The 21347-nt window shown below is 39.5% G+C and carries 21 protein-coding genes, 1 tRNA gene and 1 riboswitch; of the genes, 3 read left to right on the top strand and 19 right to left on the bottom strand.

Annotated elements, in window-relative coordinates:
* Window positions 1–13: 13 nt before the first annotated feature.
* The 11 genes from atpA to PYW34_RS03410 form a co-directional block, all read right to left on the bottom strand.
* Window positions 14–1570 (bottom strand): F0F1 ATP synthase subunit alpha, encoded by a 1557-nt coding sequence (atpA, locus tag PYW34_RS03460; protein WP_002317884.1) that lies wholly within the window; start codon window positions 1568–1570, stop codon window positions 14–16.
* Window positions 1571–1592: 22 nt separating this feature from the next.
* Entirely contained in the window at window positions 1593–2135 is a 543-nt protein-coding gene (locus PYW34_RS03455; RefSeq protein ID WP_002292794.1) for a F0F1 ATP synthase subunit delta, read from the bottom strand.
* Window positions 2122–2646, bottom strand: coding sequence for a F0F1 ATP synthase subunit B (gene atpF, locus PYW34_RS03450; protein WP_002292796.1), 525 nt, complete (start codon window positions 2644–2646; stop codon window positions 2122–2124). The genes PYW34_RS03455 and atpF overlap by 14 nt, the downstream gene beginning before the upstream one ends.
* A 90-nt stretch (window positions 2647–2736) precedes the next feature.
* The gene (gene atpE / locus PYW34_RS03445; protein ID WP_002292797.1) at window positions 2737–2952 is read right to left on the bottom strand and encodes an ATP synthase F0 subunit C; all 216 of its coding nucleotides are present in this window, start codon (window positions 2950–2952) and stop codon (window positions 2737–2739) included.
* Window positions 2953–3004: 52 nt separating this feature from the next.
* Window positions 3005–3724 carry a F0F1 ATP synthase subunit A gene (atpB, locus tag PYW34_RS03440; protein WP_002300474.1) on the bottom strand — a complete coding sequence of 240 codons (720 nt, stop codon included), beginning with the start codon at window positions 3722–3724 and terminating at the stop codon, window positions 3005–3007.
* A gap of 301 nt (window positions 3725–4025) precedes the next feature.
* The gene (gene smpB / locus PYW34_RS03435; protein WP_002292799.1) at window positions 4026–4490 is read right to left on the bottom strand and encodes an SsrA-binding protein SmpB; all 465 of its coding nucleotides are present in this window, start codon (window positions 4488–4490) and stop codon (window positions 4026–4028) included.
* Window positions 4491–4511: 21 nt separating this feature from the next.
* Window positions 4512–6869 (bottom strand): ribonuclease R, encoded by a 2358-nt coding sequence (rnr, locus tag PYW34_RS03430; RefSeq protein WP_002334467.1) that lies wholly within the window; start codon window positions 6867–6869, stop codon window positions 4512–4514.
* Window positions 6870–6871: 2 nt separating this feature from the next.
* The gene (locus tag PYW34_RS03425) at window positions 6872–7627 is read right to left on the bottom strand and encodes an alpha/beta hydrolase (RefSeq protein ID WP_002300470.1); all 756 of its coding nucleotides are present in this window, start codon (window positions 7625–7627) and stop codon (window positions 6872–6874) included.
* A gap of 102 nt (window positions 7628–7729) precedes the next feature.
* Complete coding sequence (gene secG, locus PYW34_RS03420) at window positions 7730–7966, bottom strand: preprotein translocase subunit SecG (RefSeq protein WP_002292802.1); 237 nt, start codon at window positions 7964–7966, stop codon at window positions 7730–7732.
* A gap of 117 nt (window positions 7967–8083) precedes the next feature.
* Entirely contained in the window at window positions 8084–8362 is a 279-nt protein-coding gene (locus tag PYW34_RS03415; RefSeq protein WP_002300467.1) for a GNAT family N-acetyltransferase, read from the bottom strand.
* Between the two features lie 112 nt (window positions 8363–8474).
* Window positions 8475–9443 carry an alpha/beta hydrolase gene (locus PYW34_RS03410; RefSeq protein ID WP_002334466.1) on the bottom strand — a complete coding sequence of 323 codons (969 nt, stop codon included), beginning with the start codon at window positions 9441–9443 and terminating at the stop codon, window positions 8475–8477.
* A gap of 214 nt (window positions 9444–9657) precedes the next feature.
* A riboswitch (PreQ1 riboswitch) is annotated at window positions 9658–9702 on the top strand.
* Between the two features lie 23 nt (window positions 9703–9725).
* On the opposite strand from PYW34_RS03410, the gene PYW34_RS03405 reads away from it, so the two are divergent.
* Both PYW34_RS03405 and PYW34_RS03400 read left to right on the top strand, forming a co-directional pair.
* Entirely contained in the window at window positions 9726–10700 is a 975-nt protein-coding gene (locus PYW34_RS03405) for a nucleoside hydrolase (RefSeq protein WP_002300464.1), read from the top strand.
* Window positions 10701–10704: 4 nt separating this feature from the next.
* Window positions 10705–11280: an ECF transporter S component gene (locus PYW34_RS03400; RefSeq protein WP_002334465.1), complete on the top strand. Its 576-nt coding sequence runs from the start codon at window positions 10705–10707 to the stop codon at window positions 11278–11280.
* 66 nt (window positions 11281–11346) lie between these two features.
* On the opposite strand, the gene PYW34_RS03395 is transcribed toward PYW34_RS03400, so the two are convergent.
* The 7 genes from PYW34_RS03395 to rpoN all read right to left on the bottom strand — a co-directional run bounded on the left by PYW34_RS03395 (window position 11347) and on the right by rpoN (window position 20074).
* On the bottom strand, window positions 11347–12486 hold the full coding sequence (locus PYW34_RS03395) for an ArgE/DapE family deacylase (protein ID WP_002334464.1): 1140 nt from the start codon (window positions 12484–12486) through the stop codon (window positions 11347–11349).
* Window positions 12487–12884: 398 nt separating this feature from the next.
* The gene (gene eno / locus PYW34_RS03390) at window positions 12885–14183 is read right to left on the bottom strand and encodes a phosphopyruvate hydratase (RefSeq protein WP_002334463.1); all 1299 of its coding nucleotides are present in this window, start codon (window positions 14181–14183) and stop codon (window positions 12885–12887) included.
* Window positions 14184–14298: 115 nt separating this feature from the next.
* Window positions 14299–15054, bottom strand: a complete 756-nt coding sequence (tpiA, locus tag PYW34_RS03385; protein WP_002292815.1) for a triose-phosphate isomerase — start codon at window positions 15052–15054, stop codon at window positions 14299–14301.
* Window positions 15055–15157: 103 nt separating this feature from the next.
* Entirely contained in the window at window positions 15158–16348 is a 1191-nt protein-coding gene (locus tag PYW34_RS03380) for a phosphoglycerate kinase (protein ID WP_002295135.1), read from the bottom strand.
* Window positions 16349–16457: 109 nt separating this feature from the next.
* Entirely contained in the window at window positions 16458–17459 is a 1002-nt protein-coding gene (gap, locus tag PYW34_RS03375; RefSeq protein ID WP_002292818.1) for a type I glyceraldehyde-3-phosphate dehydrogenase, read from the bottom strand.
* Between the two features lie 40 nt (window positions 17460–17499).
* Window positions 17500–18591, bottom strand: a complete 1092-nt coding sequence (locus PYW34_RS03370) for a sugar-binding transcriptional regulator (RefSeq protein WP_002321448.1) — start codon at window positions 18589–18591, stop codon at window positions 17500–17502.
* Between the two features lie 148 nt (window positions 18592–18739).
* Window positions 18740–20074 carry an RNA polymerase factor sigma-54 gene (gene rpoN, locus PYW34_RS03365; protein ID WP_002295132.1) on the bottom strand — a complete coding sequence of 445 codons (1335 nt, stop codon included), beginning with the start codon at window positions 20072–20074 and terminating at the stop codon, window positions 18740–18742.
* Between the two features lie 59 nt (window positions 20075–20133).
* Between rpoN and PYW34_RS03360 the strand changes: the two genes are divergently transcribed.
* Window positions 20134–20205: transfer RNA gene (locus tag PYW34_RS03360), tRNA-Arg, on the top strand.
* A gap of 191 nt (window positions 20206–20396) precedes the next feature.
* On the opposite strand, the gene PYW34_RS03355 is transcribed toward PYW34_RS03360, so the two are convergent.
* Entirely contained in the window at window positions 20397–21281 is an 885-nt protein-coding gene (locus PYW34_RS03355; protein WP_002334462.1) for a polysaccharide deacetylase family protein, read from the bottom strand.
* Window positions 21282–21347: the final 66 nt, after the last annotated feature.

Below are 21347 nucleotides of genomic sequence, written 5' to 3'. Positions count from 1 at the left end.
TCATCTCACCTCACTATGCATTTTGAATGGATTTCAATTTATCTTCTGTAGAGGAATTACTTCCTTTTGTAGCTAAGAACATGTCTTTATATTCCTGAATCGCACTGTTCAACGCTTCTTCTTCTGGAAGATCTTTTGTTGTACGGATTGTTTCAAAGATATCTGAATGATTGGTATCCAGATATTCGAATAATTCATGTTCGAAGTCTAAAATACTGTCTACAGGGATACTATCTAAGAATCCATGTGTCAAAGCATACAAAATCACTACTTGTTTTTCAACAGCTAGCGGTGCATGCAATTTTTGTTTCAAGATTTCTACTGTACGGCGTCCACGATTTAGTTTTGCTTGTGTTGCTGCATCCAAGTCAGAACCGAATTGTGTAAATGCTTCTAATTCACGGTAACTTGCTAAGTCTAGGCGTAAAGTCCCAGCAACTTTTTTCATTGCTTTGATTTGCGCAGAACCCCCTACACGAGATACAGATAGTCCGGCATCAACCGCTGGACGAGTACCTGCGTAGAACAAGTCGCTTTCTAAGAAGATTTGTCCATCAGTGATCGAAATAACGTTTGTTGGGATATAAGCAGAGATATCTCCAGCTTGTGTTTCAACAAATGGTAAGGCAGTCATTGAACCGCCACCTAAATCATCACTTAATTTTGCTGCACGTTCCAATAAGCGTGAGTGTAAGTAGAAAACATCCCCTGGATAAGCTTCACGACCTGGTGGACGGCGAAGTAGCAAGGAAAGTTCACGATAAGCAACAGCTTGTTTTGAAAGATCATCAAAAATGATCAAGACATGTTTACCGTTGTACATGAACTCTTCACCCATTGCAGTACCAGCATATGGTGCGATATAAAGCAACGGCGCTGGTTGAGACGCACCGGCATTCACAACGATTGTGTAATCCATTGCGCCATATTTTTTCAATGTTTCAACTTGTGTACGAACTGTAGAATCTTTTTGTCCGATTGCTACATAGATACAGATCATATCTTGACCTTTTTGGTTGATGATCGTATCGATCGCAATAGAAGTTTTCCCTGTTTTACGGTCACCGATGACTAATTCACGTTGTCCGCGTCCGATTGGCACAAGGGCGTCGATCGCTTTTAGCCCTGTTTGCATTGGTTCGTTAACAGATTTACGTTGCATAACACCTGGTGCCATTGCTTCTACTGGACGAGCTTTGTCAGTAACGATTTCACCTAGTCCGTCGATTGGCTGACCTAGCGGATTAACTACCCGTCCGATCAAGGCCTCTCCAACTGGAACTTCCATGATCTTTCCTGTTCGTTTTACTTTATCTCCTTCACGAATGGACTCGAAATCGCCAAGGATAATGATACCTACATCATTTGATTCTAAGTTTTGCGCCATTCCGTATGAGCCATTTGAAAATTCAAGCAACTCACCACTCATCGCGTTTTCTAAACCATGTGCACGAGCGATCCCGTCACCTACATAAGTTACGGTACCGATTTCTTCGACTGAAAGCACGTTTTGATAATTTTCAATTTGTTCTTTAATCAAGGCACTAATTTCTTCTGCTTTGATGGCCATTCGATTCACCTACCTCTTTGTACTATCTGTTTAATTGATTACGCATTTTTTCTAATTGCGTGCGAATGCTTCCGTCGATTACTCGATGGTTGGCTTCAACAATCGCGCCACCAATAATAGAAGAATCAACGATTTGTTTTAATTCAACTGATTGATAGTCCATTGTTTTTGCAACATTCTTTTCTAATTGTATTCGTTGTTCGTCTGAAAGTGGGACTGCTGTTGTGACACTTCCCAATAGTAACCCTTGATGTTCATCATATCGACGTTCATATTCTTCAATCATGAACAAAAGGTCATCCATTCGGTTATACTCATAAACAACTTCTAAAAAGTTTTTAACGATTCCATCATAACCGCTGACAAGCTTGTCCATGATTTCTCGTTTTTCATGAGGTTCTAGACGAACATCACTTAACATATTCCCTAATCCAGGTACTTGTTCATAGATTTGACGTAAACTTACGAGATCTTGATAGATTTCTTCTGCTTGATTTGAATCGATCGCCAGTTCAAATAAAGCTTTCCCGTAACGTCTTCCTACTGTATATTTATCTAGTTTCATTTGAAGAACCTAGACCTTCAATGTATTGATTGATTAATGATTCATGCATTTCTGGAGATAATTCTTTGTTCAAGATTTTTTCCGCGATTTGAAGAGAGAGTTCTGCAACGTCGTCTTTTACAGAGTTCAGCGCTGAATCACGTTCTACAGTGATATCAGCTTGGGCTTTGCTTTTTAGACGAGCTGCTTCTTCTTGAGCATCCTTCAAAATATTTTGGCGGCTTAATTCTCCACTTTCTTTCGCATTTTTGATGATATCAGCTGCATCAGAACGAGAGGCTAACAATTGTTGTTCGCGTTCTTGTTCCATTTTCGCTGAGTTGATGCGAGATTGTTCTGCAGAATCTAAATCATTGGCGATCTTGTCTTCACGTTTTTTCAAAATATCGCTGATTGGTCCCCAAGCAAAGTGCTTCAAGAGAGCCAGTAGTATCAAAAATGAGCCGCTGACAACGATGATATTACCTAACATCGCATTGCCAACTTCTGCAATTGCCAATTGATTCAGCATAGGCGAGCCTTCCTTTCTTTGGAGTATTTCTAGTTTCCATGTAAAAAAGCAGTAACAAACGATGTTGTTTCTGCCTTAATACTGATTCAATTAAACGGCAAAAACTAGAATCAAGGCGATAACTACCCCTAAGATAGGAACAGCTTCAACTAGAGCTACCCCGATAAACATTGTTGTACGGAATTGACCAGACATTTCAGGTTGGCGAGCCATTGATTCGATTGTTTTAGAGATAACTTGACCGTTACCATAACCGGCTCCGATTGCTGCTCCCATGATTGCGATTGCTGCTGCGATATAATTCATAATTGTTTTCCTCCTAAAATAGATAAATAGTAGTTTGTTTTTTAACCGAGTATTATTCTTCTACTTCAATCTTATGGCTCATATAAACCATTGACAAAGTGACAAAGACAAATGCTTGGATGCTCCCAATAAACAAGGAGAACGCGATCCAGACCATCTCTAATGGAATTGCTAATGGTAATGAGAACCAGCCTAAGCTTGTCATCATTTTTGCAATCAAGGTTAGCAAAACTTCCCCCGCATAAATATTCCCATAAAGACGTAAAGCAAGTGTTAATAAGTTTGTAAATTCTTCAATCAGTTTCATCGGAAACATAAAACTATAGGGTTTCAAGAACGAATTTACGAAATATCCTTTGAAGCCTAACTTTTTCACCCCGAATAAGTGAGTAAGTAAGATCATTATAAATGCCAAAGTTAAAGTAACAAACGGGTCTGCTGTCGGGCTTTTCCAAAGTGTTGTTTCGTTAGGTAAGACGATTTTTGTTACTAAACCGATGTTGTTTGCAACAAAAACAAATAAAAACAATGTAAATGCCAACAAATGGAAATTGCTCAATTCTTTTCTAGGCAGATTATCTGTTACGATTCCTCGACTAAAATCAATGACCCATTCTATCGCATTTTGTTTGCCTGTTGGTTTCAACTTAAGATTTCTTGTAAAAAAGTAAGCTAAGAAGAAAACAATCAAACAGGTCAGTAACACCATTATACAAACTGTACCATCAAACCAAATTGGTCCAATGTGGAACGTTAGCGAGCGTTCATCCAATCCATTTCACCTCTTTTCCCCGAAATTCACATAAAATCAATTCATGTGCGTATCTGGTTTTTTCCAATCGGTTTCTAACCACACGGTATCATACCACCATGAAACGGAAAATTCAAAACATTTTCATGAAAATTAGACACTTTTTTATTTCAGTCAAAAACGAAGCGAATTTTTCCCCATGCACGGTGCTCCTGATCTAAGAAAAAACCTGTGATAATCATGTTTTGTCAGATTAAATGCTAACAAATTTTATCATTAAGTAAAAGCAAAAGCACCGAATATGCGAAAAAGGATAATGAAATTATCTAGAGAAATTTTTTAAAGTTCGATCAATTTGTCGATCGATATCTTTTCGTTTCAAATCTTCCCGTTTATCATACGATTTTTTCCCTTTTGCCAGACCAATCAATACCTTGGCATAGCCGTTACGAATATAGACTTTTAAAGGAACAACAGTGATTCCCGTGTTTTTCAATTCGTTTTCAAGACGAACGATTTGTTTCTTGTGCAATAATAGTTTTCTCGTGCGCAACGGATCATGATTAAAAATATTTCCTTGTTCATAAGGACTGATATGAACATTATGCAAGAAAGCTTCCCCGTTGCGGACGCGAATAAATCCATCTTTCAGATTGATCCGGCTGTTTCGTATCGACTTGATCTCCGTTCCTTGCAAGACCATCCCTGCTTCCATCGTGTCGATGATCGAATAATCATGGCGAGCTTTCTTGTTTTGTGCAATTAGTTTTCCCTCGCCTTTTGGCATAGCTGTTTCCTCCAACTCATTTTATTTTTTCTTTTTCTTCTTTTTGACACCTTTGTAAAATGGCTTTTTCCCTTTTTTCTTACCGAACGTTTGCTTACTATCACTATATCGTTTGTTCTTCTTGCCATTTTTTTCTGAGCGTTTGCCTGCTTGTTTTCCTTCTCGTTTTCCAGATTTTCCATTGCGTGCTTTTGGACGTTCCAACGCAGTGACCTCTTCTGCGGAAACGAGTTCAAAATCCACTGCTCGTTCATCTGGATCAGCTTTGACTACTTTTACGCGCACTTTTTGTCCGATTTTAAAAGTCAGTCCAGTTCTTTCACCTACAAGCGCTAAATGATTTTCAATAAAATGGAAGTAGTCTTGTTTCAATTCATTGATATGGATCAATCCTTCTACTGTATTCGGTAGTTCGATAAACAGTCCGAATTTCACAACAGAGCTGATGATCCCGTCGAATTCTTCTCCCACTTTGTCCATCATGAATTCTGCTTTCTTCATCGCATCTACTTCACGTTCTGTTTCTACTGCGCGACGCTCCATCTTAGAACTATGATCCGCGATTTCAGGAAGTTCCTCAGCCCATAAACTTTGATTGCTTTCACTTTTATCTTGGCTATAAGAACGGATCAGCCGATGGACGATCAGATCGGGATAGCGTCGAATAGGAGATGTAAAATGTGTGTAGTAATCTGCTGCTAAGCCATAATGCCCAAAATTGTCTTCTGAATAGCGTGCTTGTTGCATACTTCTTAGCAACATAGTATTGATAACTGCAGCTTCTGGTTTATCTTCTACTCCTTCGATCACATGCTGTAAATCTTTCGGTGTGATCGTTCCTTTCGTTCCTCGTACCAGAATGCCCAAAGCTGAAGCAAAATCAAAGAAGCGCTGCATTTTTTCTTCTTTTGGCTGTTCATGGATTCGATAAATAAACGGAAGATTTAATTTATTATAATGTTCAGCTACCGTTTCGTTGGCAGCAAGCATAAAGGATTCGATCAAGCGTTCACCTATCCCTCTGCTTCTTAGCTGGATATCATTTGGGTGTCCTTCAGCATCAACAAGGATCTTCGCTTCACGATCCTCAAAAGAAATCGCTCCACGTTTGATTCGCATCATTTCAAGGATTCGATGCAATTCACCCATTTCTTGGAACATAGGCACGAGCTGAGCATAACGTTGCATCGTTTCTTCATCTTGATCTTCTAAGATTTGATTGACAGCTGTGTAGGTCATCCGTTCTGTTGTTTGGATCACACTTGGAAAAATCTCATGAGAGACAACTTGTCCATTTGGATCGATCTCCATTTCACAACTCATGGTGAGTCGTGGAACATGGGGATTCAATGAACAGATACCATTGGATAAACGTTGTGGGATCATCGGAATCACTCGATCGGTCAAATAGACACTTGTTCCTCTTTCGTATGCTTCTCTGTCCAGTTGACTGCCTTGCGTCACATAGTAAGATACATCTGCAATGTGTACTCCAAGAAAATAATTACCATTTTCTAATTTTTTGACCGTCACTGCATCATCTAGATCTTTTGCATCTTCTCCATCAATCGTAACGATGAGCTGATCTCTTAAATCTCTGCGTCCAACAATATCCTTTTCGCTGATCTGGTCTGGAACTTCATCTGCCTCAGATAACACATCATCAGGAAATTTTGTAGGAATACCGTTAGCCACGACAATCGAGAGGATATCCATGCCAGGGTCATTCTTATGACCAATCACTTGCTTGATTATCCCTTCTAAACTAGTTGCATACCCTTTTTCAGGGTAATGGGTCAGTTCGATCAATACAATACTTCCGTCAACTGGACGAACTCCCTCTGCCGCTGCATACACTTTGAATTGGTTAAGCTTTCTATCTTTCGGGATGACCACACCATAAAGATCCGTTTCCTGTATCTCTTCGTCTGAATAAGCAACAAATTCTCCGGCTAACTGAGTAGTCGCTCGGTCTCGAATCTCCACTACTTTTCCCTCTGCTCCGCGATCCATATCTGTATTTGCTCGCTTCATGATATCAATTGCTACGGTATCCCCATCCATTGCAAAGCCAGTCGCTTCTTTCGGGATATAGATATCATCTTCTTCGGGATCAATCGTTACAAATCCAAATCCTCGTTCATTTGCCCGAAATGTCCCTTCGACCAAGATCGGTTTTAAAGGAAGTTTGACTTTTCCTTTTTTATTGAAAACGATACTCTGTTCTCTTTCCATTTGAGCAATCGTTTGTACTAGTAATTTAAAATCATCGCTTTTTTGAAAGCCTAGACCTTCAGCGATTTCTTCCATAGAAAAACTACGTTTGCGACTGCTTTCCATGAAAAAGAGAATTTTCTCTTTTATTGTTTCTTTTGTCATATTTATTCCTCATTCCAAGGTAATTTTTCTAAAAATTCCAACACGTCTTTTTCTAATTCGCGTCTTGCTGTGCCAACTGTAATCACATGACCGCTTTCAGGATACCATTGAAGTGTCACTCGTTGGCGGCTCAATTTGCGTGCCGTTTCAAATACACCATTTGGGTCGATCATTTCATCTTTCCCAGCTTGAGCTAAAAATATTGGCTGTTGGATATCTGATAGTCTACTTTCTGCGATTGCTGCTTGGTCTTGTATATCCATTAATTGATGTTCAGCTAACGAGCGGTAAGACACAGCTTTTTCATTGATTTCTTTTTCTGATTTGCCTGCTATCTTCAGCACTTGACGTACATATTTTTCAAAATTTTCAGGCACGTTTGTTTCTACAGGAGACAGGGGCGAACAGAAAAAACCGCCGCCAATTACTGATTCTTCTTCTAGTGCCCGTACAGCAAAGATGCCACCCATCGATAATCCCAATACGGCAATATCAGAAAACTGTTCAGACTGTAAAAAATGGATAGCTTTTTTAGTATCTGCCCACCAGCTTTCTGCTTTTTCTTGCAAGATATCATATGGCTCCATCGTTCCATGTCCTTTAAATAGCGGCGCATAGACTGTATAATCTGCTTTTTCTAAAAACCGTGCGAGCATCCGGACATCATTTGGACTTCCTGAGTACGCATGAAGCAGCAAAACTGCTCGTTTTCCATGTTTTGCATAAAGGGGTTTTGGTAATTGTTTCACTCGTTTCACCTCTTTCGCCTCATTTTACCATAGTTTCTTTCATAACTTCTTCTTAAGCGTTCTCTTTGCAATAAAAAAAGCCGCCCGCCGTTGTGCGAGAGGCTTATTCGACTACTTCGAAGATAAAAATGCTAGGACAAATAATAAGATCATCCAGACAGCTCCCATGACTGCAGTTGATCGCTGCATGACAGCTTCAAAGCCGCGAGCTTTTTGTTTGCCGAATAGTTGATCCGCACCGCCGGTAAATGCACTCGCTGCACTATTTTGCTTGCTTGGCTGCATCATAATCGCAATGACCATAACAATCGATAAAACGATCACGATTCCCAAAATTAAATTATACATATAGCAGCCTCCTTCCCAAAAGATATCGTCTCTTTAACTTTATCATAGATAAAACTCCGTGACAACTCTATATAAATGGAAAAACAGCTGAAAGTGCAAATCTTTCAGCTGTTATTATTATGATTGGCGTAAGACGTCATGATACTCTGGTTTCTTCTCAAACTCTTTTTTTGCGTAAGGGCATAAAGGGATAATCTTTTTCCCCTCTCGTCTTGCTAGTTCTACTCCAGTATACACTAGCTTTTCAGCTAATTTTTGACCACGATATGCTGGATCGACAAATGTATGGTCAATGATCATGATGTCTGGCCCCGCATCCGACCATGTCATTTCTCCGATTTCTTGTTGCTCATCATTGAATAAAGCAAGACGATTTTTTTCCTCTTTGATTTCCATATGCCGCACTCCTCAAATAACTGATATTTTTTTATTCCTACCTTATTTTAACAGTCTCATGGTCTATAAACAATTATTTATCCTCGTGTTGCTTACAAAAAGGAAGAGAAAATCAATCCATCGTTATTCTTTGTTCAATAAATGAAAAAATCACTGTCCAATAGGTTTTCGGATCTTTCATCGATGCTTCCAAATGTTCTGCTTCTGGAACAAGCAGTAATGCTTTATCCCCTGCCGTAGCGTTTTGAATCGTGTATGCTGCTTCTGTAGGAACAAAATGATCTCTTTCACCATGGATGACTAACAAAGGCAAATGGTTACTACCAAGCTGTCTTGTAGCTGATGCTTGCTTTAAAGAATAACCTGCGTATTTCTGAGCATAGTGATTCGCATATCTCATGATCATTTTTTTAGGAAAGACCGTGATTTTACTTAACATATACCGAAATTCCGCATAAACAGAAACATATCCGCTGTCTAAGATAAATCCTTTGACTGCAGATGGAAGCTTTTCACCACTTGCCATCATAATCGTAGAAGCGCCCATCGAACCGCCGTGCAAAATAATGGATGCATCTGGTTGTTCATCTAAGATGAGTTGGATCCATGCAATTAAATCTAGCCGGTCTAGCCATCCCATTCCGATGATTTCTCCTTCACTTTCTCCATGCGCACGTAAATCGGGTATAAGAACGTTGAATCCTTTCTCTGCATATCTTTTACCTATATGAGACATATCTCTTTTCCCTGTACTTCGATAATCATGTACACAAATGACCCATTTATTCTGCTGAGTTGGTTGGAGTAACATCTGTCCAGCTAGTTTCAACCCGTCATAACTTTTGATCGTTTTTGGTATTCCTTGTTCCCAGAAGCTTTCACACTCTTCTTCTAATTTTTGTCGCTTTTTTTCTACTGACGTGACTGCAGCAGGATCCATCAAGCGGTGCCCAGTTTCTTCATACCAGTCATAGCCTCTCTGTACCCCCGCTCTTACTAATTTCTTTGCATAAAAATAAGAAAGAAAATGGTAACTGATTCCTATAAATATCAGAATAAGAATGAAATAAAAAATAACCATCGTACACCCGCCGCTTTCTGCCAAACTATAATCTATTTATTATACAATATACCGATCAATAGGATTCTTTTTCTTCGGCACACGTAAATTCCATTTCTTTTTCATTGTATCATTTACTTAAAGTTCTTCTCAATAGATTTACTTGTAAGAGAGCATTTACATTCACAATAAAAGCCAGTATACTAATTTCGTGCATTATAAACAAGACACTCGTCTTGGACTGGTTCGGAAACTTCCCAGAATAAAAAACTAAGTATCTCTAAAGAAAGGAGATTGGAAATAATGCGTAAAGTAATTATTGATTGCGATCCAGGGATCGACGACACTTTAGCTTTATCACTAGCTGTCAAATCCCCTGATATCGAAGTAGTTGCTATTACCGTCGTTTGCGGGAATGTCCCTGTAGATATCGGTACGCAGAATGTGCTGAAATGTTTGGAGCGCTGTGATCGTTTAGATATCCCTGTTTATCAAGGAATGGAAAAACCTTTGAAGCAACCTTTCATTAGTGCGCAAGACACTCATGGGTTGGATGGATTAGGGGACACAAATTTCCCGATGGTCTTAGCCAAACAGGCAGAATCGCTCCATGCAGTTGATTTTCTGACTGATTATTTCAAAGAAAAAACAGATACATCAGTCATTGCTTTGGGGCCTTTGACCAATATCGCTTCTGCTTTGAAAAACAGCCCATCTGTTGGGAAACATATGGATCGTTTTGTCTCAATGGGCGGAACTTACAAAAGCCATGGTAACTGTTCACCAGTTGCTGAATACAATTACTGGTGTGATCCTGAAGCAGCTTCTTATGTATTCGAAAAGCTCAAACAACCGATAGAAATGGTTGGGTTAGATGTGACAAGAGAAATCGTCTTGACACCGACTATCCTTGAATATTGCTGCCAAATGAATCCTGAAGAGGGAGAGTATCTAAAAGCGATCACTCGTTTTTATTTTGACTTTCACTGGAAACAAGAAAGAATCTTAGGATGTGTCATCAATGATCCATTAGCTGTTGCTTATTTTATCGATGAGTCCATCTGTGAAGGCTTTAAAAGCTTCACTGCTGTAGAAACTCAAGGAATAAGTCGCGGACAAACATTGGTTGATCGTTATGAATTTTGGCAGAAATCTGCTAACAGTAAAATTATGACAAAAGTAGATACTCGTCTTTTTTTCCAAAAGTTTTTAACCGTTCTTTTAAATGCACAAGAAGAAACGATTATGAAAGATTTGGAAAGGTTAAAGATGGGCTAACAAAATGAATAAAAACAAGATGGCAACTCGCGTACTTACAATGATGGCTTTGTGTATTGGGATCAATTATGTTGGAGGAACGATTGCTTTATGGCTTCGTTTGCCAGTCTATCTAGACTCTATTGGAACGATTTTTGCTGGCGCGTTACTTGGTCCCATACCAGGAATGCTGACAGGATTGTCCAGCGGTATTTTAAGTGGAGTGACTACAGATATTTTTTCTCTGTATTATTCGCCAATCCAAATTCTCACAGGCTTGCTTGCTGGATTGATTTTGCCAAGATATCTCGGCAAAGATAAAAACAGCTTGAAACTGTTATTACTCGCTTTGATTTTGTCGGTACCTGGAACGATCGTTTCTTCGATCATTACCGTTCAGTTATTTGGCGGGATCACCTCCTCAGGATCCAGTATGATCGTTCAGCTATTACATGGGTTAGGTTTAAGTCAGACAACAAGTGTGATCTTGGTACAGGCGGGTACAGACTACCTTGATCGCTTTTTGTCTATCGTCGTTGTTTCATTAGTCATCACTATGTTGCCACAACGCTTGATATATTCAAAAAGAAAAATAGGCTGAATAAACAGAGCTGGATTAGCAAAATAATGCTAATCTGGCTCTGTTTTTTCATTTATTAAAAAAATCTTACGCTAAGTAGGATAAAATAATTCCTTGATATTTTTCGATCATATCCAAATAATTATCGATTTCAACATACTCATCTACTTGATGAGGCAAAGTAACGACACCAGGCCCAAAGACGACAAAGTCGAAGGAATGGTTAGCTTTCGTAAATTCGGCTGCATCCGTTGTTGCTGCCGCTCCAACTAAAGGTAATGGCTGGCTGAATTGTTGCTGAATGCAATGAATCAAAGGAGAATCTGGATCAGCTTTGACAGGTATTTTGTTGTAATCGATCATCAATTCCAAATGATAGTCTGTCTCTTGATTCAATTCATTGACGATTGATTGCAGCAATGCAATGATTTTATCATTTGGGTATTCTGGAATCGATCGAATGTTCCCTTGGAGCTGCGCATGGCTTGGGATGCTGTTGACTTGATTCCCGCCACTGATCAATGTAACATTATGGATTGTTTTTCCTAGGACAGGATTCTCGATTGTTTCAGCGAGGTGATTCATTTCAGCATTTGCTTTCGTAATGAATTCATTTAGGTGATTGATTGCATTATAACCTTGGTCTGGCATAGAGCTATGCGCTTCTTTTCCGTGCGAGGTGACTGTATAGTTGATTGATCCCATGTGCGTATACATCAAACTGTAATTGGTTGGCTCTCCGATGATCAAGGCATCTAAGTCATCTACATAGCCTGCTTTCGTGAGCTGTTCCCCACCTAGTTCACCCACTTCTTCTCCGACAGTGGCTAATAATTTGACTGTTCCGTTAAATGGTTTTCCTGACTCTTTCAGTTCGATCATGGCAATCACCATTGCTGCCAAGCCATTCTTCATATCTGTAGCACCACGTCCGTACAAACGGTTCCCATGGATTTCTGCTGCAAAGGGTGCATAGGTCCAAGACGATTCATCACCAGCCGCCACGACATCCATATGCCCAGATAGGCCTAACACTTTTCCTGATTGGCCCTTTTGGTAACGAGCAATCAAATTATCTCTACCATCTCTGTAAGAAACAATCTCTCCTGTTATGTCATGCTTTGCCAAAAGCTTATTCAAATAGGCTGCTACTTCACCTTCGTTTCCATTCACTGATTTAATTCGGATAATCTCTTGTAAAATCGCGATTTTTTCTTCTTTTTTCATCTAATCCTCTCCCTTGCCATTTCTTTTTATTGTATTTGAGTGTGCTCGAATTTTCAAATAGGAGCAACCAAAGTAAAAATGAAGAAAGAGAGCCACTTTATGAAAAATATGCTGCTACTTCCCTCCTATTTTATTTATACGAGAGGACTTGCCCATAGATTCCTATTCTACTGTTCTATCCTTAAAAGCTCTTATATGATGCTAGTTATTGTTAGCTTTCCTTTTTCAAGGATGATCTTTTCTTGTACCATTCTTTGTAAACATCATATACAGAAGCTAGTTGCAAAAAAACTCTCTACCTGCTGATATTTCAGCAAGTAGAGAGTTCGATTACTTAACTAAGTGATCATACTCGACTATCTTTCAATAGTCGATCATGTATCTTCATTAGAAAAGAATTATTTGTTTTTTAAGTTGTAGAAAGATTTCAAACCTTTGTATTCTGCAACTTCACCAAGTTGGTCTTCGATACGTAGTAATTGGTTGTATTTAGCAATACGGTCAGTACGTGATAGAGAACCAGTTTTGATTTGGCCAGCGTTTGTTGCAACAGCGATATCAGAGATTGTTGAATCTTCTGTTTCACCAGAACGGTGAGATACAACTGCTGTGTAGCCAGCTTCTTTAGCCATTTCGATAGCTTCGAAAGTTTCTGTTAATGTACCGATTTGGTTCACTTTGATAAGGATTGAGTTAGCAATTCCTTTTTCGATACCTTCAGATAATTTTTGAGTGTTTGTTACGAACAAGTCGTCACCAACTAATTGAACTTTGTCGCCTAATACGTCAGTTAATTTCTTGAATCCGTCCCAGTCGTTTTCGTCTAATCCATCTTCGATTGAGATGATTGGATATTTAGAAACTAATTCTTCGTAGAATTTGATCATTTCGTCAGTTGTTTTTTCGCCTTCGCCTGAGTCAGCTAGTACGTAAACACCTTTTTCTTTGTCGTAGAATTCTGAAGAAGCAGCATCCATAGCAAGAACAACGTCTTTACCAGGTACATAGCCAGCTTTTTCGATTGCTTCGATGATTACTTCAAAACCTTCTTCGTTTGAACCAAGGTTTGGAGCAAATCCACCTTCGTCACCAACAGAAGTTGCTAATCCGCGAGCTTTCAAGATTGAAGCTAATGCGTGGAATACTTCAGCACCCATACGTAGAGCTTCTTTGAATGTTGGAGCGCCAACAGGCATGATCATGAATTCTTGGAAGTCGATTGAGTTATCAGCATGTGATCCGCCGTTGATGATGTTCATCATTGGTGTTGGCAATACTTTTGTGTTGAATCCGCCTAGGTAGTGGTATAAAGGTACTTCTAGGTAGTCAGCAGCTGCACGTGCAACAGCGATAGAAACACCTAAAATAGCGTTCGCACCTAATTTACCTTTGTTAGGAGTTCCGTCTAAAGCGATCATAGCTTTGTCGATAGCCATTTGGTCACGAACATCGTAGCCAATGATTGCTTCAGCAATGATGTTATTTACGTTGTCGACAGCTTTAGTTACACCTTTACCGCCATAACGAGCTTTGTCTCCGTCACGTAATTCAACTGCTTCGTATTCACCAGTTGAAGCACCTGAAGGAACCATTCCGCGGCCAAAAGCTCCGCTTTCTGTGTATACTTCTACTTCGATTGTTGGGTTACCACGTGAGTCTAAGACCTCGCGAGCGTAAACATCAGTAATAATTGACATGTTTTGTCTCTCCTTTGAGTTTGTTTTTTCCTAAGGGATTTCCCTCATATACGATTTTAGTTAATTTTGCTCATTAGTGCAAACATTTCTTGCATTTTTCGCAAATTTTCAACAATTATTTTACAGCGTCTAACAATGACAAGAATGAATCTGCTTGCAAGCTTGCGCCACCGACTAAAGCACCGTCAACATTTTCTTTTGCCATGTATTCAGCAATATTTTCTGGTTTTACAGAACCGCCGTATTGGATACGAACTGCTTCTGATACTTCTTTTCCATAAAGTTTTTCAACTGTTTGACGTACAACTCCACAAATTTCGTCAGCGATTTGTGCGTCAGCTGATTTACCAGTACCGATTGCCCAGATTGGTTCATAAGCAATAACCATGTTTGACACTTGTTCAGCTGAAAGATCAGCTAAACCAGCTGTAATTTGTCCTTCGATCCATTCAGCAGTTTTGCCTGCTTCATAGGTTTCTAAAGATTCGCCGCAGCATAGGATTGGTGTCATACCATTTGCAAAGATAGCTTTTGCTTTTTTATTGATGTCTTCGTCTGTTTCATGGAAATATTCACGACGTTCTGAATGTCCGATGATCACATAATGAACACCTAGATCAGCAAGAGCTGCTGGTGAAGTTTCACCAGTGAACGCACCTGAGTTTTCCCAGTAGCAGTTTTGTGCTGAGATTTTTAGTTCTGTACCTTCAGCTGATGTCATTAATTCTTGTAAGAATAATGCAGGAGATCCGATGACTGAATCAACTTTATCATTTGAAGGGATTTTGTTTTTTACTGCTTCAGCAAATTCTTTTGCTTCTGATGCAGTTTTGTTCATTTTCCAGTTACCTGCGATAATAGGTTTACGCATTGAGGAACACACTCCTTAATTTATTGAAAAATGGCTAGGGAGTCATGAAAACTCCCTTCACCTTTTGATCGATTACTCGTCAGAATTGAGCAAACTTGGTCGTTTATTTATCGTTGATTGCTGCTAGTCCTGGTAATTCTTTACCTTCAAGCAATTCCAAGCTTGCGCCACCACCTGTTGAGATGTGTGTGAATTTGTCAGCAAATCCTAATTGTTCTGCTGCTGCAGCTGAGTCTCCGCCACCGATGATTGTTGTTGCGCCTTCTAAGTTAGCGATTGCTTCACAAACACCGATCGTACCTTTAGCAAAGTTACTCATTTCAAATACACCCATAGGTCCGTTCCAAACAACTGTTTTTGCACCTTGTAATGTATCAGCAAATAATTTTACTGATGCTGGGCCGATGTCTAAAGCCATCAAACCATCAGGAATGTCTCCTTCGATTACTTGTGTTTCAACATCATTTGAAAATTCTGGTGCACAGACATTGTCGATTGGCAAGACAAGTTTGTCGCCTGCTTTTTCGATTAATTCTTTTGCTAGTTCTACTTTATCAGCTTCTACTAGAGAGTTACCGATCTTGATTCCTTTTGCTTCGTAGAATGTGTAAGTCATTCCGCCACCGATTAAGATTTTATCTGCTTTAGGAATCAAGTTTTCGATTACGCCGATTTTATCAGAAACTTTTGCGCCACCAAGGATTGCAATCATTGGGCGTTTTGGTTCTTCTACTGCTTCACCGATGAACTTGATTTCTTTTTCCATCAAGAATCCAGCAACTGTTGGGATACCAGTTGAAGCGATACCTACGTTAGAAGCATGTGCACGGTGAGCTGTACCGAAAGCATCGTTAACAAATACATCGCCTAATGAAGCCCAGTATTTACCTAGTTCTGTATCATTTTTGCTTTCTTTTTTACCGTCAATATCTTCAAAACGTGTATTTTCGAATACGACAACGTCGCCGTCATTCATGTTGCGGATTGCTTCTTCTAATTGTTCTCCGCGAGTTTCAGGTACGAATGTTACTTCTTTACCTAATAATTCGCCTAGACGTTTTGCAACTGGAGCTAAAGATTTTCCTTCTTTATCTTCTTCTGTTTTTACACGTCCAAGGTGAGAGAAAAGGATTGCTTTTCCGCCTTGTTCTAGAACGTAGTTGATTGTTGGCAATGCTGCTTTGATACGAGTGTCGTCAGTGATCACGCCGTCTTTCAAAGGAACGTTGAAGTCAACACGGACAAGAACTTTTTTGTCTTTTAAATCGATATCTTTCACTGTTTTCTTAGCCATTTTATTTCCTCCTGAATAAACTTATTATCAAAAAAAGCGGAAGAAGCGCGATTGCTTCCCCGCTTTTAAATGTACATGTCTATAATTTACACTTGTACGTTTGTCTATCTTATAAGTTAGCGAAGTATTCTAAAGTACGTACTAATTGTGCAGTGTATGACATTTCGTTGTCGTACCAAGCAACAGTTTTAACTAATTGTTTGTCGCCAACTGTCATTACTTTAGTTTGTGTAGCATCAAATAATGAACCGTAAGTCATACCAACGATATCTGAAGAAACGATTTCGTCTGTGTTGTATCCGTAAGATTCGTTTGAAGCTTCTTTCATTGCTGCATTGATTTCGTCAACAGTTACTTCTTTTTCAAGAACTGTTACTAATTCTGTTAATGAACCTGTTGGTACAGGAACACGTTGAGCAGCTCCGTCTAATTTACCGTTCAATTCAGGAATTACTAAACCGATAGCTTTAGCAGCACCTGTTGAGTTAGGAACGATGTTTGCAGCAGCAGCGCGTGCACGGCGGAAGTCACCTTTAGGATGAGGTCCGTCTAGAGTCATTTGGTCACCTGTGTAAGCGTGGATAGTTGTCATTAATCCTTCAACAACACCAAATTTGTCGTTCAATGTTTTAGCCATAGGAGCTAAACAGTTAGTAGTACATGAAGCACCTGAGATAACTGTTTCTTTACCAGTTAATGTTTCGTGGTTTGTGTTATAAACGATTGTTGGAACATCGTTTCCGCCAGGAGCAGAGATAACAACGCGTTTAGCACCAGCTGTTAAATGTTTTTCAGCTGCTGATTTAGAAGTGAAGAAACCAGTACATTCTAGAACGATATCTACGCCTAGTTCGCCCCATGGTAATTCTTCTGGGTTGCGGTTAGCTAATACTTTAACTTCTTTTCCGTTTACGTTGAATGAACCTTCATGAACTTCAACTGTTCCGTTGAAACGTCCTTGAGTTGTGTCGTATTTTAACAAGTGTGCCAACATTTTAGCATCTGTCAAGTCGTTGATTGCTACTACTTCGATTCCATCTACATCTTGGATACGACGGAATGCTAGACGTCCAATACGTCCAAAACCATTAATACCTACTTTAACTGTCATTTAAGATTTCCTCCTTATGAAAATCAAAAAAATATTTATTTTAAAGGGTTACCCCTTTTAAAATCTCATTTGCAGCAGCTTCATCAGTGATGAGCCACGTTTGTTTTGGTGCATTTTTCATATAAGCTCGAATTGCTTTAGCTTTTGATTTTCCGCCCGCGATTGCCATGATGATCGGGACTTTTTCCAAATCTTGCAATTCTATGCCGATTCTAGGGACCTTATAAACGACTTCACCTTTTTCATTGAAAAAGTAGCCAAAAGATTCCGCAACAGCATTTGCTTGTTTCAGCATGACTAATTCTTTTTCAGTCATCTTACGACGTGCTGCCATGTGTAATGCACGCCCAATACTATGAATAACACAATTCGCTTCACTAATCAAGTTTAAGACTTCTTGGATAGATGGCTCATTGAGTAAAGAATTGTAAGTTGCCAGACTTAATTGTTCCGGAACATAAAGTGCGCGGTGGTTACCGTTTGCTTTAGCAGCCATTCTTGCACTGACAGAATTTGCCTGTACAGTTATCGCTTCACCAATCCCGCCTCTTGCAGGGACAAACAGGTTATGCCGTTTCTTATTTTCCAGATTAGACAATTGTTCGGCTACCACAGCCATAGTAGTTCCTCCCATCACAGCGATGATATTCTCGCCTTCTGGAAGTAGTCGGTCTAAGGCTTCGCTCAGCGCTTCGCCGAATGCATCAGCCACTTTGGTCTGCTCTTCGCTGTTTCCTGAAACAACGATACAGCGTTGGTTACCAAAATATTCTGCCAACTGTTGTTCGGTTTGATGCGTACCTAAAAGCTGATCCATGAAGTTTTCAAGGCTTTGATAAACTTCTTCGCCCTTAGTTGTCAGCGTCATACCGCTTTTTGAGGTGTCGATCAAATTCAGATTTTTCAAAAGGTCTGTTTCTGTTCGTAAGACTCGTTCTGTGATCCCCATACTTTCCGATAAACTTCGACGCCCAATCGGCTGCATCCAATAGATATTTCGTAAAATTTTATAGCGTTCTTGCAACACTTCGATAATATCTGGTGCAACAGATTCAATCATTTTTATTTCATCCAGCATAGCGATCTCCTTAGTTGGACACTTTACGTCCAATGTAGACTTAAAACGACCCATATACGATAAAAAAAGAAATTAACTATTCGAATTTCACATCAATAAAGGGAAATCTCAACCTCACGACTGTAAGTCTAACAGTTTTGCTCTCGTTTTTCAACTAAAAAGACTAGAAAAAGTGAAATACTTTTTCTAGTCTTTTGACTGATTAGTTATCATAACGTTTTCTTTTTGATGAACTCGGGATTCCTAATAAATCACGATATTTTGCTACTGTTCGTCTTGAGATCGCTATCTCATCTTTTTTCAGCAATTCAACCAATTTCTGGTCCGACAACGGCTTGTTTTTGTCTTCTTGATCGACTAATTCCTGCAGCTTTTTCTTCGCTGTATCTGCTGAAAGGTCTTCTGTCTGTTCTGTACTATTCGTAGGAATTCGTGTAGTGAAAAATTTTTTTAATTCAAATACACCGAAATCTGTTTCCAAATATTTCCCGTTGACTGCACGACTGACCGTGGATTCATGCACATCTATCTCAGTTGCAACTTCCTTTAACGTAAGAGGCTTGATTGGACGTTCCTTGTCGATAAAGAAAGCTTTTTGCCGGGAAACAATGACTTGAGCAACCCGCAAAATTGTATCCCCACGTTGGAGGATCGTTTTCTTCAACCATTCGAATTCCTGTTTCCGTTCTTTTAAATAATTTTCAGTTTCTTTATCTGCTTGTTGTGACATTTGTTTGAAGTAACTCTCTTGAAAGCGTATATTTGGCTGATTTTTTCGGTTTGAGATAACTTGTACATTTTTATCGTCGTCCACTAATACCCGGACATCAGGAATAATGTACAATTCGCTGCTACGGTCGAAAATCCGGCCAGGGCTTGGACTCAACGTTTGTAAATAGTCGAATATCTGCTGAACAGCATGTAGATCAACAGAAAAACGTTGTGCGATTTCTTTCCATTTTCGCTCCACCAGTTCCTCAAAACATTCTTCCAACACGATATAAGCTAATTCCGGCGCATAATCATCTCGTTCTGTTTGAAGCATGAGACATTCTTGCAAACTACGTGCACCTACTCCAGCTGGTTCTAATTGCTGAATCAGAGTCAACGCATCGAGCATTTGGATAGGCGTAGCTCCAATCTCTTTTCCGGCTTCTTCTAAACTAATCGTCAAAAATCCGTTCAAATCGATGTATTCTACAAGATAAAGAACGATTTTCCTCAAAAAAGTATCTCGGTAATTCAAATGGACTTGTTCGATCAATGAATCAAATAAAGACCCTTTTGTATCAGGAATCTGATTTAGGTAATTTGTCTCTTCTCCTTCATAAGAAGATGAAGAAGCTTTTATGTAATCTGGCTGCCATTCCGGCTCAACAACTTCCACCAATGGATTTTCCATTGCTTGATTCTCAACGAATGCCAACAGCTCCTCACTGTTATATTGTAAAACTTGGATGGACTGTTGCAACTGTTGCGTCATGGCTAGTTTCTGTGTCTGCTGCTGTTTTTGTGAAAAATTTTGCTCAAATTTCATTTTTTTGTCCAATCCCCTTGTAATTTTTTATCTGTTTAGTTACAATTATCCCAGTACTTGCGTCCTTAGTGTAGTGGATATCACGTAAGATTCCGGTTCTTGAGACGGGGGTTCGATTCCCTCAGGACGCGTTCTACTGCTATTTTAGCATAATTTACGAATAGTTGCTTCTTTATTTTTAAGTGAAAACTGTCCGCCAAAGAGAATTGGTGGACAGTTTTTTGTTGTATCTGTATAGATATTGTTAAGTCTTTGCAAGTAAGGTAGTTATGTGTTCAACTACTTATTAAAATGTGTTATTTATTAAAGATACTTGTCTCACTTACTGAACTGGCCGATGATCGTTTCTGCCATAATAGTTCTCGACAGCCGTTGGATGCCCTAATAAATCGCCAACTGTCGTGATGCGATAGCCTTGCTCTTTCAGATAATCGATCACTTGAGGAACGGAACGAATCGTTTCAGGATAGATATCATGGAATAAAATAATTGCCCCATCGTATACTGTTGCTTGGATCTTCTGCAAAATCAAATCAGGATTTCTTGTCTTCCAATCTTCTGAATCAACAGACCATTCGATGATCGGTCGCTGGATGATCGTTGCCCCTACATTCGTGACAGAACCATAGGGCGAACGAACAAAAGCGGGGGTTTTGCCAGTGACTTTTTTGATCTCAGTGTCTGCTTTCGTCACTTCCTCCGTCATCGACTGGGCAGAAAGAATGGCCAGATTCTGATGATCGTATGTGTGATTGCCAATCTCGTGCCCTGCTTCAGCTGTCTGCTTCACGATTTCAGGATGCTGCGCCGTATTTTCTCCTAAGACGAAAAAAGTGACATGCACGTTTTTTTCTTTTAAGATTCGCAGAAGCTGCGGCGTTGTGGTCGCTCCTGGTCCATCATCAAAGCTGATTGCGACGCTTTTGACAGTCGGGTCTTGGATTGCTTCTGTACTGTCTTGTGTTGATTGTGATGACTGACTTTGTACCTTTTCCGCTGATTCTTGAATGGCTTCTTTGACGTTAGCTGTTTCAGTTGATTGGCTTTTAATGGTTGATTGTTCTGATTGTTTGAAAGATTGTGACGAATGCTCCGAAGAGTGTGTTTGTCCTTTTACTTCGGTGATCAAGGAGGCCACCGAAGTAATTTCGAAAAACAAAAGCACGGATAAAGCAATAATACTGATAACTAAATAATTTCTTTTCACTATATCTCTTCTTTCTCTTTTTCTCTTCTTATTATTTACTTGTACTTACTTGAAAATTGAAACTGC

It is taken from the genome of Enterococcus faecium (genome assembly GCF_029023785.1).
GTDB classification, from domain to species: domain Bacteria; phylum Bacillota; class Bacilli; order Lactobacillales; family Enterococcaceae; genus Enterococcus_B; species Enterococcus_B faecium.
The sequence above is the reverse complement of the archived record's forward strand: the minus strand, read 5'-3'. Positions and strand labels throughout refer to the sequence as shown.